The 14163-nt window shown below is 44.1% G+C and carries 14 protein-coding genes and 1 pseudogene; 5 read left to right on the top strand and 10 right to left on the bottom strand.

Going from position 1 to position 14163, the window contains the following annotated elements; translation table 11 throughout:
- The coding region (locus L4D76_RS25415) for a hypothetical protein (protein ID WP_428443653.1) at nt 1–187 on the bottom strand (187 nt) is incomplete at its 3' end.
- Nucleotides 188–273: 86 nt separating this feature from the next.
- On the opposite strand from L4D76_RS25415, the gene L4D76_RS25410 reads away from it, so the two are divergent.
- The gene (locus L4D76_RS25410) at nt 274–471 is read left to right on the top strand and encodes a diguanylate cyclase (protein WP_428443656.1); all 198 of its coding nucleotides are present in this window, start codon (nt 274–276) and stop codon (nt 469–471) included.
- Nucleotides 472–968: 497 nt separating this feature from the next.
- On the opposite strand, the gene L4D76_RS25405 is transcribed toward L4D76_RS25410, so the two are convergent.
- A complete protein-coding gene (locus L4D76_RS25405) occupies nt 969–1256 on the bottom strand; it encodes a hypothetical protein (RefSeq protein ID WP_428443652.1) in 288 nt (95 codons plus the stop codon).
- A 1142-nt stretch (nt 1257–2398) separates the two neighbouring features.
- Here L4D76_RS25405 and L4D76_RS25400 point away from each other — a divergent pair.
- Nucleotides 2399–2605, top strand: coding sequence for a hypothetical protein (locus L4D76_RS25400; protein WP_428443651.1), 207 nt, complete (start codon nt 2399–2401; stop codon nt 2603–2605).
- 406 nt (nt 2606–3011) lie between these two features.
- Here the strand turns inward: L4D76_RS25400 and L4D76_RS25395 are convergent, their stop codons facing one another.
- From L4D76_RS25395 to L4D76_RS25380, 4 genes are all read right to left on the bottom strand, one after another.
- The gene (locus tag L4D76_RS25395; protein ID WP_428443650.1) at nt 3012–4466 is read right to left on the bottom strand and encodes an efflux transporter outer membrane subunit; all 1455 of its coding nucleotides are present in this window, start codon (nt 4464–4466) and stop codon (nt 3012–3014) included.
- Nucleotides 4453–7530 carry an efflux RND transporter permease subunit gene (locus L4D76_RS25390; protein ID WP_428443649.1) on the bottom strand — a complete coding sequence of 1026 codons (3078 nt, stop codon included), beginning with the start codon at nt 7528–7530 and terminating at the stop codon, nt 4453–4455. Before L4D76_RS25390 ends, L4D76_RS25395 begins: the two co-directional genes overlap by 14 nt.
- Nucleotides 7527–8621: an efflux RND transporter periplasmic adaptor subunit gene (locus L4D76_RS25385; protein ID WP_428443648.1), complete on the bottom strand. Its 1095-nt coding sequence runs from the start codon at nt 8619–8621 to the stop codon at nt 7527–7529. Before L4D76_RS25385 ends, L4D76_RS25390 begins: the two co-directional genes overlap by 4 nt.
- 100 nt (nt 8622–8721) lie before the next feature.
- Entirely contained in the window at nt 8722–9639 is a 918-nt protein-coding gene (locus L4D76_RS25380; RefSeq protein WP_428443647.1) for a LysR family transcriptional regulator, read from the bottom strand.
- A 171-nt stretch (nt 9640–9810) separates the two neighbouring features.
- On the opposite strand from L4D76_RS25380, the pseudogene L4D76_RS25375 reads away from it, so the two are divergent.
- Nucleotides 9811–10088, top strand: a pseudogene (locus L4D76_RS25375) (patatin-like phospholipase family protein); the annotation flags it as partial.
- Nucleotides 10089–10160: 72 nt separating this feature from the next.
- On the opposite strand, the gene L4D76_RS25370 reads toward L4D76_RS25375, so the two are convergent.
- Nucleotides 10161–10724, bottom strand: coding sequence for a TetR/AcrR family transcriptional regulator (locus L4D76_RS25370; protein ID WP_428443646.1), 564 nt, complete (start codon nt 10722–10724; stop codon nt 10161–10163).
- A 110-nt stretch (nt 10725–10834) separates the two neighbouring features.
- Here L4D76_RS25370 and L4D76_RS25365 point away from each other — a divergent pair, with 110 nt between their 5' ends.
- The gene (locus L4D76_RS25365; RefSeq protein ID WP_428443645.1) at nt 10835–11368 is read left to right on the top strand and encodes a dihydrofolate reductase family protein; all 534 of its coding nucleotides are present in this window, start codon (nt 10835–10837) and stop codon (nt 11366–11368) included.
- An 81-nt stretch (nt 11369–11449) separates the two neighbouring features.
- On the opposite strand, the gene L4D76_RS25360 is transcribed toward L4D76_RS25365, so the two are convergent.
- The 3 genes from L4D76_RS25360 to L4D76_RS25350 form a co-directional block, all read right to left on the bottom strand.
- Entirely contained in the window at nt 11450–11632 is a 183-nt protein-coding gene (locus tag L4D76_RS25360; RefSeq protein WP_428443644.1) for a hypothetical protein, read from the bottom strand.
- 209 nt (nt 11633–11841) lie between these two features.
- Nucleotides 11842–12543 carry a hypothetical protein gene (locus L4D76_RS25355; protein ID WP_428443643.1) on the bottom strand — a complete coding sequence of 234 codons (702 nt, stop codon included), beginning with the start codon at nt 12541–12543 and terminating at the stop codon, nt 11842–11844.
- A 661-nt stretch (nt 12544–13204) separates the two neighbouring features.
- Nucleotides 13205–13396, bottom strand: a complete 192-nt coding sequence (locus L4D76_RS25350) for a hypothetical protein (RefSeq protein WP_428443642.1) — start codon at nt 13394–13396, stop codon at nt 13205–13207.
- 302 nt (nt 13397–13698) lie between these two features.
- Between L4D76_RS25350 and L4D76_RS25345 the strand changes: the two genes are divergently transcribed.
- Complete coding sequence (locus L4D76_RS25345; RefSeq protein ID WP_428443641.1) at nt 13699–14148, top strand: hemerythrin domain-containing protein; 450 nt, start codon at nt 13699–13701, stop codon at nt 14146–14148.
- Nucleotides 14149–14163 lie beyond the last annotated feature (15 nt).

Below are 14163 nucleotides of genomic sequence, written 5' to 3'. Positions count from 1 at the left end.
GCGTGGTACCAGTTATATACCACTCTGGAGTGACACAAAGTTCAGCGCCGATCTCTTTAGGCGTAAGCATACGAGCTAATAATAATATTCCTGCGGCTCGAGTGCGGATATCTCGGTGTATATGGTTCAACGACAGTTGCTGTAGGGTATGACGTTCAAACTCAGTTAGCTGTACAGTACATTGCATCGTGCGGTTCAATCGGCGTGTGTCAGGTGATAATAAAAGTGTAGCTTAATGAATTTGGTTTTCCTTAGGCACTTAGTACCGAGGTTATAGGGGCAACTGTTTTGGCCGAAAAACTGAGAGCTGCCATTGAGTCAAGTCTCTATGCCATTTCAGAAGATGTTACTTCCAGTATTGGAATTGCTGAGTGTAGAAAGAACGAATCTTGGAATCACTTAATCAAACGAGCAGATGATGCTCTTTATAAAGCCAAGTCACAAGGACGGAATTGCGTGGTTACAGATTAATAGGAAGTATGTCGCTTTTATTTTCCACATCATGTGCGTATTTATGGGCATTCCAGCATGTTGTCGGAAATTGGTTATGGCTGGGAGTTTTCGTACACCATGCAAAGACAGCTAGGCATCAGATAAATTGGGACAAATGACTGGCGCGTTCTAAAAGTGAGTAACTCTAAGCAAGAATGGGACTGAAGTTTGTTATAGCCTTTGGTCTACTCTTGATATTTCGCATAAGTTAAAGTGATTTGCTAAACCAGGTTTTTTTAAATTCCATGTCTCCACCACAATTATTGCCCATATGCAGGCAGTATGCGGGGTTGTGCATAAGGTGATTGTCTGTTGTTTTAACTCCTACAATACGATTGATATAAAATACTTGTTAAAAGAAAACAGACCCAATGGGTCTGTTTATTTATATCTTTATTGATTAGAGCAATTCAGAAATAACCTAGCCATAGTTTGTTTCTTAATCGTTATCGATACCCTAATGCATAGATAGCAGATTATGCTGCTAGTGGTCGAGTTATTGAAAGCACTTGATTACCATGGAATTTCACTGGTAGAACCATATGTACTTCAGGTAACAAAAGAAAAACATTATCAATTTCATCGTTATGCATTTCTACTATAACTTGTAAATGCTGTTCAATTGCTTTTTGTAGTTGGTATGTACGCAGTTTATTAACCTGAGTGCCAAACTGACAATAATGACCTTTACTGGAGTATACCCAGATATTGAAATGGTGTTTTCCACTTTCAAGCTGCTCGATAAATTCGGCAATATTTTTCATAAAAGTCCCTTCTTAATAAAAACATTCGTATTAATGACTTAATTTGCACCTAAAAGCAAGTTTTTTTAAATTTCACTTTCTGTGTTTTTGCTGGTTTATCTGAATTGGATGATAAATTGGTTTCAATGTTTGGATGAAATGAGTTAAATATAAGTAACTTATATTTAACTTTAGAGATAAAGCTCTAATATTATTGTTTTTTATTTTTACTATGAGCCTGATTTTATATGCATAGCACGATGACTAACTTTATTATTTGCGTAATTATTCATAATTATTTTGCATAACATCAAGGAGGTACTTTGCATTCGGAATATTATGCTTCTATAAGTAAGTTGAAACGAAGATTAGGATAAAGATATGATTAAGCTTTCTGAATCTTTTCCTGTAAGCGAGCGATGAAGATCGACTTTAAAATTCCCGCCAAAGGTTGCACAACGCTCGCAAATGGGAGCTTGTGAGCGAGGCTTCCCATCATAAAAACTACCCATCACCATGTTAGTTCAGAGGTATCTCAAATGATAAAGCGCTGTCCCACAACTAGCGACAAAGTTATTCGCTCTGTAACGCTCGCAATCGGGAAGAAGTGAGAATGGCGCTTTTTCTAGCGTGTCAAAATGACCTCAGAAATGATGCCATCCACTAAACAGCTGCTCTCCAAATTTGGAGGATTTCCAAGATGCATAGGAACTGGCTCAAACTGTATTGTTTATGCGCAATCCCCCTAAAGCTTGAACGCTGTTGGTATGAAGTTCAATGGCATGATTCACATTGAGCGTTTATTTGCCTTATCAGAATAATTTGACTGGAAGCTGGTTTGGCCAATTCTCTTTTCTTGCTGTAAATTGCGCATGATGAGTGATCCAGATCGCATTCACACTTAAGACGTCGGATCTGCATTTCACCGTAACGTGACTTGCAGCACACTTTTTTGCCAGTAAGGCCTTAGACTGTATGTAACTGAGGTAATGGGCGGCTTGCATGCTTACTTGATTTTGGGAATCACGAAGTAACATATTTTGCACCTAGTATGTGATCGCTCAAATACTGTTCGTCGACTTCACCATAGGTGGCACGTTACATTAGCTTGCTTTTAATTATGGTGGGTTCATTCAATTAAGATTTAAGAAAAGGATTTCATAATGTTTGATGAATGTGTGATAAATACAGGTTTAGAGAATAAGTCATTTATATCTGTTGATGATGCTATCGGTTTCGTTTCAGATGAATGTCTTGATGATTCCCATATATTTAATTCAGCCATGATCATTATTCGTAACCAAAATACAAAAGTGACGTATGATTACAGTGACGCAGAGTCATTGCTTGAAGACCTGTTGAGTTTGTAAGTAATTATTTAGCCGGATGAGGCGATTAATGATTGATTATGAACATCATTAATCGCCCATTCTGTGATTTCTATATAACTTCCGTTCATTCGCAGAGCATCAAGATCTGACATAAAGAGAAGTATCCTAAATTCCAATCAAAGTCTGCTCAAGGAGTTGAAAGCCTATTCCACGAGTAGCCCCTATTATTAATATGTTCATATCTTTCCCTACTATTTTTTCAGCAGCCTAACAACGGAACCAACCCCATAATCAACCTGCTTAATATGTGGTCGAAATATAGTATATATGAGCATGTTGCGAGAGAACCATTCAAACTTCACTATAAATGGCTCCCCGCTAATAGCTAAAGTAGGTCTAATCGATAATGAAAAGATCAACATTAATCAATATTGCATCAATCGTTTTAATCGGGCGTTCCCAGCGACCAGTCACCACCGAGAGCTTTATGAAGGCCAACAGCAACTTGAGCGGTTTGCAGCTTGGCGGCAACGGTACGATCCTTCATAAGGTTTTGCTGACGCTGAGCATCAAGTACCGCCAAATGGTCAGCGAGGCCGGCACGATAGAGCGATTTCGCCTTGGAAACGGCCTTATCTATTTCTAGCTGTGCTTCATTCACCAGTTTCTGATAGTCCTGACTACTGCCATAGGAGTAGAGCAAGGTTTCCACTTCGCCAAAGGCACTGATCACCGCTTGCTGATAACCTAATGCCGCGGCATCAAATCTGGCTTGCTGCATACCAACCATGGCATCACTACGGCCTCCATCAAACAGATTCCAGCTGACACCGACACTGGCAATCCATGCCGCCGAATCGCTGCTAAACAAATCATCAAAATCGCCGGCAAACAGCCCAGGAGTTCCTGTTAGGAAGAGTTTCGGGTACTTGTTTGCGACGGCTGCGCCAAGTTGCGCATTAATGGCAGCCATTTCACGTTCAGCAATTTGCAGGTCGGGTCTGCATTTTAGCAGATCCGATGGCAAACCGGTTGGAATTAAACCTTCCTGCTCCGGCATGATGGAAGATTCGCCCAAACGCTCTTCCATCTCTTTTGGTGTTTTACCCAACAAAATGGCCAATCGCTGCTTATGCACGGTTGTGGCAATGTCCAGTTGTGGGATCACCGATTGCGTCACCGCCAACATAGCTTTGGCACGCGATAAATCGAGCAGAGAACCATAACCACTGGCGACCATTCGCTCGACGATTTGTAAAGTTCGTTTTTGGTCTACAATGGTCGAAAGTGCAATGGCTTTCCGCTCTTGGGCGCCACGCATCTGCAGGTAATTGTGGATCACATCGGCGGAGATCATGGTGGTTAAACCGTGACGGTACAGCTCGGCCTGCTCTTTGCGAATCGATGCTGCTTGCGCTTGCTTGTCGATACGACCAAACAGATCCAATTCCCACGCAATCGCGGCACCTGCGAAAACCCCATCGTATTGTTTGTTGATCAAAGCCGTTCCAAAAGGGTTATCACTCGATATTGCCGAGCCAAGCAGAGGATCGTTTTCACTAAATTGATAAGTGGTGTACCCTGCGCCCAAACTTACCGTTGGCACTTTGAAAGACTCAATTGCCTGCTGATAAGCTTGTGCCGCTTTGATTCGTTCCGCTGCCATTTTCAGCGGAATGTTCTGCTGCTGGGCCTCAGCCACCAACGCGTTGAGAGTGAGATCGTTAAACTGCATCCACCATGTTGTTTTTTCTTCTAGCTGGCCGGAACTCATACCTTGCACATTCTGATACAGATATTCTGTATCAAGGGTCATTTCAGGAGGCTGGTAATCAGGCCCAACCGCACAACCAGCAAGAACCATGGCCAGCACTATCGGCGTTAATTTAGATAGCTTCATGTTGTAGTTCCTCTGGGTGTGTTTCTTGTTGCGGTTGGGGCACCTCTCGGTAGAACAGACGGTATAGCGCCGGCATCACGAACAGCGAAAGTACAGTGGCGACAGCCAGGCCGCCGATAATGGTGGCAGCCATTTGGTCAAACAGACGGTCAGACAAGAGCGGGATCATACCCAGTGCCGTTGTCAGCGCCCCCATGGAAATCGCCATAGTTCGATTCATTGTGGCTTTAATAATGGCATCATCTAATCTACGTCCATTGCTTCTTTCCAGTTCGATTTGATCTATCAGTACAATGCCGTTTTTGATGATCATGCCTGACAAGGTTATTGCACCAATCAAGGCCATAAAGCCAAACGGTTTATCAAATACCAACAGGCTCAGGCACACACCACAGGCGGCCAGTGGTACCGTGACCAAGATGATAGTTGGTTGTTTAAACCCGTTAAACAGGGCTACCATGATAATCACCATAATCAACAGCGCTTTCGACAGTTGGTTGAAAATATCTGTAACGGTGCGATCCTCGTCGTAATATTCACCGCCCCATTCAAACTGGTAGCCTTCAGGTAATTCGATCGCTTCAATTTCTGCGGCCAATTCCTTACGTACATCCGAAACAGTTTTCCCCTGCACATCGGCCTGAACGGTAATGGCCGGCAAGCGGTTACGCCGCCAGATCATACTTTCTTCCGTTGTCATCTCGAAACCGCTGACCACTTGGCCCAGAGGTACGCTGTACATACCGAGTAAGGAACGAACCGGCAATGTTTCCAGTGAACCAATATCGGCATTTTGACTACGCAGTTTGATTGGAATAAGCTCATCGCCTTGATGTAACTGACCAAGAGTCACCCCTTCTGAAGCACGCTTCATAGCCACCGCAATATCAGCGCGATTGAGCCCGGCACGACGCGCTTGTTCCTGGTTGATGATCGCCGTCAGCACTTTGCTCTGCTGGCGCCAGTTGTCACGGACATACTTGGTATTAGGATGCGCTGCAATAATGGCTTGAGCCTGTTCAGAAAGCTGATGTAGTACCGTCGGATCAGGGCCGATAAAACGCGTTTCAATGCTGAATTTATCTTTGGTTGCCATCTTCATCGGACGGAAACGAGGCTCGGCATTAGGAAACGTCGCTTTTAACCACACATCACCTCGTGTGACTAGGGTTTTAATCGAGTCGTAATCCTTTGTGTTGATCAAAATTTGGCCGTAACTCGAATCAAATGGTTCAGGCTCAACCGTCACAGAGAAACGAGGTGCGCTCATCCCTACATAGGTTGAAATGCTTTCTACCTCGGGTTGTTCAAGTAGCCATTGCTCTACGCTATTCATGTCTGCAGAGGTTTGCTCAATCTTGGCACCGTTCGGCAGCCAATAATCAAGGAACACCAGTGGACGATCCGAGCTTGGCATAAAGTTCAATGCTATGTATGGCACCGACAATGCCGTGGCAACGAGCAGCGGCAGCATTAACATCAGTGTTTTTGCCGGGTTACCCACAGTCCAGGTAATGGCTTTGTTAAACAGCGTCGGCTGAGTTTCCGACTTATTGTTTTGCTTTTTCTTGCACGGTTTAATCCATAGCCAGCACATCAGCGGAGTCAGTGTCATTGCTACCAGCCAGGAAAGTAACAGTGATGAACACATGATTGAGAATACAGAGCCGGTAAACTCACCCACATCGGTTTCTGAGAACAGTACTGGGCTTGACCCCATAATGGCGATCACTGTCGCCCCCAATAGCGGGATTTTAGTTTCTTTTACCGAATCCACCGCTGCTTTTGTTCGCTTAATGCCTTTATTCAACTTGGCGATGAACATGTCGGTGATCACAATAGCGTTATCTACCAGCATCCCTAATGCAAGGATGAAAGTTCCCAGTGACACGCGATGCAAGGCAATGTCTGCCGCGTACATGTAGCACAAAGTCATCAATATGGTAATCAGCAAACAACCGCCGACAATCAACGCGCTTTTCAGTCCCATAAAGACCCAAAGTACCACTACAACAATTAACACACTCTCAATCACATTGATCGCAAAGTTATTAATCGCTTTATTCACTTCTTCGGGCTGGAACGCCACAGTGCCAATTTCCACACCAACAGGCAGCGTTTGCTGATATTCGGCAATGATTTGATTGATACTCGCTCCCAGAGAAACCACATTGATCCCGTCGACAGGACTGACTGCTAGCGTTACTGCGTCATAACCATTAAAACGGCTCATGGACTGAGCTGGAGTTTGATAATCGATTGTAATATCCGCTATATCACCTAAACGGATCAGACCTGTGCCAAGTTTGCTCACTCCCCCCTTGATGGTAAAGTTTTTGATGTCTTCCACCGATTGAAACGCGCTGCTTTGATTAACACGAATACGCTCAGTCCCAGCCACAAAGCTGCCTGCGTCATACGTCATATTTTGGCTGTTAAGTTGTCCCCACACTTGGGCGGACGAAAAGCCTAAGTTGGCTAAACGTTCTTCAGGTAAATCAATATGGATGACTTGGTTTCGCACGCCTTGCAGCTCTATCTTCTTGATCCCCTGGACGGTTTTCAGGCGACGTTGCAGCTCTTTGGCATGCAAACGCAGATCCTCGGGTTCAATACCATCGCCATACACGGCAAATAGCATGCCGTAGACTTCAGAAAACTCATCTTGTACGATGCTAATTTGCGCCATCGGGGGCATGATTAAACTGGCGTCATCCACTTTTCGACGCAGTAAGTCCCACTGTTGTGGCAATTCGCTCGATTTCACCGATTCAAACAAGTCCACGAAAACTATCGACATGCCCGGTTTAGACAGAGAACGCAGCTTCCAAAGCTCACCCATTTCTTGCAGCTTGGTTTCCATTTTGTCGGTGACTTCTTTCTCAACGTCTTCTGCCGATGCGCCCGGGTATAAGGTCACCACCATGGCACTTTTCACCGTAAAAGTCGGGTCTTCTAATTTCCCAAGCTTGAAGTAAGAAACAAAGCCAGCAACGATGCACAACACAGCAAAGAACATCACGAAGGTGCGTTGCTTAATGGCAAATTCAGCTAAATTCATCACACACCTCTCTCTCGACGCACAATATTGATTGCACCGACAGCGTCACCTTCCTTTAGAAAGTGAACACCAGACACCACGACTTTATCGCCTTGCTTGAGTGAATTTTCAACACAAGCATTTTTGGCATCTAAAGATTGAACCACAACACGGCGAGCTTCAATCTGATCAGAATTTACGACATAGACTTTTTGATCCCCTTTTTCGACAAACAAGGCTGAATAAGGCAGACAATAGAGTGATGTATTTTCCTGACTCGTCGCCGATGACACCACTACCGATTTTCCCGGTAAAAGGCCTTGAACGCCTTCATCCATTTTATAAGTGACCCGATATGTTTGTTTAATAGGATCGGGCAAGGTGCTGACTTCTTTAAGTTGCGCGCTAACGACCTGTTTTGAACCGTACCAGGATACTTGGGCTGTTTGGCCAACAGTAAATTGATTTGCCAGGCTTTCTGGCACATCAATCACCGCTTGCAGTTTTTGTGGTTGATGCAGGGTAAAAATGGGCAAACCAGGTGTAGCTTGCTCGAATTGATCACGCATACGTTGACCGATCACACCATCGAATGGCGCCGTTAACTCAGTGTAACTCAGTGCGTCCTTGGCCTTTGTCAGGTTTTGTTTCACCACTTTTACCATGGCTTTGCTGCGTTTATAGCCACTTTCTGCACGGTCTAAGTTCACAGCGGCCAGCGCGTCATCATTAGTGGCTTGTCTAACACGTTGGCGTTCACTCTTTGCCAATTGATGTGCTGCCTGCGCTTCTTCTAAGCGAGCTTCTAATTCTGAGACAGTTACTTGATAATCATGGGGATCTAAGCGAGCAATGATCTGTCCTGCGGACACTTTCTGACCCGTTTTAACCAGTACTTCCTGCATAGTACCGGGGACGCGAAACGCCAAATCAGCCGATTGCTCGGCTTCCAGAACTCCGGAAAAACGCTTAAACGATGTTGACTGATTGCTGCCCAGCTCAATAACCTGAACTGGACGGGGGGATATATCGATGGTGGTCGCAGGTGCATCAGAGCAACCTGCCAATAACAACACTGATAACGGTGTCAGAGTGGTAATTAATTTGTACATCATTCTTGGTTCCCATGAGTAATGGGTGCCAAGTCTATAAGAGTGTGACGTACTGATAACTAGCGATTAGCGTGAAACATTTTCACGAAAAACGTGAAAATAGTCAGATGTACTTGGACTCCTCTAGCAAAAAATCAATTAATAACCGAGCGGCGCGACTGACGCCGCGACGGTCTGGGTATAGCAACCAGACGTCATCTTGCTTAGATTGAAACTGAGGTAAAATCTGAACCAGTTTATGAGATTCTAAATCCTGTCTCAGGAGCAGCACAGGGAGAAAACCAATACCTTGTCCGGCAAGGGCCGAACGGTATAAGTAGCCGAAGTTATCGCTGGAGAGGCGGGTTGAAACCTGTATTTTTCTCTCCACCAGATCCCAGACATCATCCAAAGACCCATCCGGCCAGCGATAACAAATACAGTGGTGATGTTTAGCAATCTCATCCAGATCTTTAGGGTGGCCGTACTGCTCTATATACTCCGGGCTGGCCACCATAATTCGGCTGATTTTCTTGGCATGGCGTGCCACTAATCTTGAATCTGGCTGCTTGCCCACGAACATCGCCACATCCAGTCCTTTATCAATAATTTCTGAGTGGCTGCTATACGTAAAACGCACATCCATCTCGATGTCCGGGTATTGTTCCTGAAATCGAACAAGGATTGGGTGGACGGCGATATCGCTCTCTGGCGGTAAGCCAAGTCTTACTTTTCCGACGGGTTTATCACTGGGAGAGATGAGTATATTGTTGGCTTTGTCCAGCGCATCCAAAGCCTGGAGCAATTCGTTGTAATATTCCTCACCTTGCTGAGTCAGACGCAACTTTCGAGTGGTACGGTGAAACAGTTGCGCACTGAATGACTTTTCCAGATCTTTTATGCGTCGGCTGACGTTTGCTGCGGGCACATCCAAAGCATTGGCTGCCGCGGTAAAACTGCCTAGTTGAACTACCTTGATGAATAGTTTTAGATCAATAATTCGCATGGTCATATTTTCTTGCTCGCCTCTTAAAGGATCCAAACACTCCCACCTGGCTTCTTTCTAACGTGCAAGGATAAGGCGTCGGCTCATCATGTGTCTAGTTTATCAAGTGTTTCGTAAACAGAAATCACCAAGGCTGTATTTTGCTGCGAAAATGCTTCACACTTTGAGCCGTTGTTAATGTATTCATTCGGTAAAGGATTCAAAAGGATGCGAACCACAGGAAAGAAAAGTGTTTCTTTAGTTCTGGGAAGCGGTGGGGCCAGAGGTATGGCGCATATCGGGGTTATTCGCTGGCTTGAAGAAAATGACTTTCAAATCGAGTCCATTTCCGGATGCTCTGTTGGAGCCCTTGTCGGTGGCGTGTATGCCGCGGGAAGCTTGATGAATTTGAGACGTGGGTACGTGCCATCAATAAAATGGATATGGCAAAGCTACTTGATATTTCCTGGCAATCAAACGGTATTTTTAAAGGGGATAAGATCATTAAGTGAGTACAATCCTTAATGAGGTAAATCATGACAAACAAGCTATACCAACTCATTCCCAATTCAATTTGTCTACTTAACATTTTCCAGAGCAATACAATACATATCGAGGGGCCCTTCAAACATGCCAACCTTCAGCGTCGATTGGTTGCCACTGCAATTTAACGCAAGTGCAAAACCATGAAGGTAATCAACCAATAAATCCAATGCTTTCTTTGCAGAATCAGCATCTAAATTCAATGGTTCTGTAACAACATTAAATCGCTCAACAAATACGGCCGCAGGGCTTTTGGAATTCATAGTGAGGAGCGTTTCCAGTAATCCAGGGTAATTGTTTAATAAGGTTAGATAGCTACCACATAATTGATTGAGTTCTGACTTCCAGTTATCACTCACTTTCGGTTCATAGATATCTTCTATTAGCGAAGTCGTAATGGCTTCTAATAGCGCATTTTTATTGCTGAAGTAATGGTAAATCGCCATTGCATCAACATTTAAATTCGAAGCCAGCTTACGAATACTTGGAATTTTCCCTTCCTCTTGCGTCAAGGTCTTAGCCATATCCATGATGGCTTGAGTGCTCAGTTGACCGCTTGCCCCTTTTGGTCGACCGCGTTTTTTCTCCTTGACAGACATTCAATTACCTCGTTAGACTATTTATCAATTTCTACAGTGTAGAATATTTTATACAAAGCCGAGGAAAATGCCAAGTTCAGAAGGTATTTATACTCATATTGGAGTCGAAAATGTCAAATAGTGTTTTTATTGCAACAAGTTTAGATGGATACATTGCCGATAGGAATGACGGTTTAGACTGGTTGCACGCTATTCCGAACCCCGAGGGTTCTGATATGGGGTATGGGGCACACTTTGACCGCATTGATGCATTGGTGATGGGCCGTAATACGCTTGAAATGATTTTAAGCTTCGATGTGGAATGGCCATACAGCAAACCTGTCTTTGTACTGAGCAATACAATGACTTCAGTGCCTGAAGGCTATGAAGATAAAGTCTTTCTTGTTAGTGGCCCGCTTAAAGATGTCGTTAACCAACTCAACGAGAAAGGGTTCAAGAACTTATATATTGATGGCGGTGTCACTATTCAGAATTTTCTTAAAGAAGATCTAATCGACGAGATGATTATCACCACCATGCCTGTGCTTCTTGGTGGTGGCGCACCATTATTTGGTGACTTAGAGGCTCCACTCAATTTTGAGCTGGTTAAGAGTGAAACCTTCCTAGACGCGATTGTCCAAAATCATTTTGTCCGTGTTCACTAACTCTATACCGAACTGATAACTACAAAAAAAGCAATAACCTCTTGCCCCAATCTGTGGTAAACACATTAGGGGCTGCAGATCTTAGTAGCTAAGCTCAAACACCACCGAGCCACTATCAACCGCTATGGTTTCATTATCAATAACCTCACCTCCAGCTTCGACCGAAATACTAAAATCATCGGTGGCGTGATATTTTAAGCCCGCACCAAACTCTGTCGGATCAGTACGGTTTTTATCTTGATAGATACTGTCTCTATCTATCATCGTATTATTAACCCAATACGCATATTCATCCCCTGCCCCCTCTTACAGACCGAGCTGTTTTCTGCATGACATTACCATCTTAATAGCCTAATGCAGTGAGGGAAACAACCCAACTCCGTGCCTTCAGATTAATGCTCATTTGGGTTGGACATATACTCACTTCTGCGCTTCAATTACCACGGCTTGAGCATAGGCTGCATTTTGTTGGCTTAGGTTTGGCCAGGCTTAGGTTTGGTGTTGCACAGCGCTAAACAAATGTCGGAGCATTCTTTGTAATCTTCCTCAGACTTTGTGTGATTTTTATGAATTAACATAAGGTGTGTAGCAGCCATCATGGATGTGTTTTTTGCTTTTTCAAGCAATGGGATCGCTTCTTCATAACGTCCATTGTCATAATGATAGACGCCTAGATGAGCGCTGGCAGCAATAGCATACTCACCGCTCAATTGGGCAGCTTGCTCCCACAATGATTTCACGTCATCCCAGGGAGTTTCCGCATTCATGAGTTTAAGGCATAGGCCTTTTCGGAATAGTACGAGTGCACGAACATCAGGTTCTGGCTCTTGTGCCAACCAAATATCTAGAAATTCAATCGCTTTAGTGAAGTTCACTTTACAAAGAACTTTGCCAAATCCACCTCGGCGCCCCAAGAAAACGGCATCCTGTCCTAAAATAATGCTTGGTAGGTGTTCACGTTGAGCGGCTTCATGTAGAAATGTTACTGCCCTTGAACGTGCTTCTGCTTTTGCATCATCTTTCGATTGTCCTTCAGATTGAGTCCCACTGTATTTGTCTGCAAAAATCAACTTTGCATACTCTAGGCAGGCATCATTATCTTTAGCCTCTGCCAGAGGCTTAAGCAAAGGTCCTTGCTCTTTTACTGGTAGTGCCATTACTTCAGAATACGTCATTTCCATTCCCAACCTTCTATACCCAAGTAACCTCAAGATGCTCGTTTCAGCGAGAATTTCCAGGCACTAAGGTCAGGCGCTGATTTGCAGATATAGTGCTCTACATCAAAAATCCGCAACGCAATATTAGTGCCTGGAAAACTCGCCCTTCGGGAGTGATCCAGCCTGCCCACTTCTGTGTCAAATGCACTCAAAAGGACCAGCCATTCCTTCGCACATTTTCCTAGAATTGAACTGGCTGGCATCACTCTGAACCCTGCATCTTGAGGTAACTTGGGTATAATGTAAATAAATTAGATAAGACATTAATTTACAATAGAAGTTGATGCTGCCTGATCAGTTGAGACAGGGAGATTTTTTCAGTCATCCTGACCGAAGGCGAACCTGGAGGCTGATACAGTCAACCACCTACGGAATGCAATGCAGCATAAGGAAATTCCTTTCTATACAGATTGGGGGCATCCGCAAAATAGACGTTAGTCTGGCTCACTGTGGGGGGGAATTGCTTGTTTTAACTCATCTAGACAGTTTTGCAAAGATAGGATTGGCAAGAACTGGTGATGAACAATGATAAGTGGACGGTTTCTGCGAGACCTGATGCAGGTAAGAAGCAGGGAGACATAGTACGGATCTCCCTGCAGTATTCTAAAATACAGCTAAATTACAACAAGCCCTCAACACGAGCCTGATGCAAGACGATGGGATCAACCGCGGCATAAGCGGCATCCCACAATGCACCGATAAACATCCTTTCTTTCCCTTTTGACTGACGCTCCAATTGGTCAAGCTTGCGCAACTCCTCCAAGGTTAACGGCTGTGTAAATAGTGCCTTAGCCTTTTCAAGATTTTCCATGTGCCTATCTCCAACAATACCAAATTAAGAAGCGGGCTGTGCTTAACCAGGCAGCTGGTCAATTTGGTATCACGATGTCGATATCACCCATTACATTTACCATAATAACATTATGACTATCAATTCTTCCGGCTGACACTTTCCTCAGGTATACAATTATCTAAGTCAATGCTGATATTGATCAAGCTTATAGGTATTACCACTAAAGAGACATTTGATATGCACCTTTAGTGCGGTAGGATTCGTTATAGTAAGAAATGACCACCCATCATAATATTCCATCATTAACACGCGAGGTGCATATGGCTATCATCAAAAATTTTATGACTGAACATCACAGAAATTGCGATCACCTGCTAGTTGAGGCTGAAGGGCCTTTAGCTGAAGGCAATTGGGCTGAATTTAGCAACAAATGGAATCAATTCGAAGCTGAAACCTTGCATCATTTTGATCTGGAAGAAGAGATCCTGTTTCCCGAATTTGAAGCTAAAACGGGCATGACCTCCGGACCGACCATGGTCATGCGCCAGGAACATACCATGGTTAGAGCCCTTTTCAGCCAAATGCAGCAAGCCATTAGCGAGAAGGCTTCTGATCGTGCAATGGGTATTGTTGAAAGTACTATGCTACTCATCCAACAGCACAATATGAAAGAAGAACAAATGCTCTATCCGATGTCTGATGCGCATCTGGCAAATGGTGAAGAGCTCGTTGCTCAGATGAAAGCCAAACCCGTTACCACGAAACCATAATGTAGACTGCAGATC

Origin of the sequence: Photobacterium sagamiensis (assembly GCF_050337085.1) — a bacterium.
In the GTDB taxonomy this organism is placed as follows: domain Bacteria; phylum Pseudomonadota; class Gammaproteobacteria; order Enterobacterales; family Vibrionaceae; genus Photobacterium; species Photobacterium sagamiensis.
Note: the sequence above shows the minus strand (reverse complement) of the source record. Positions and strands in the feature narration are given on the sequence as shown.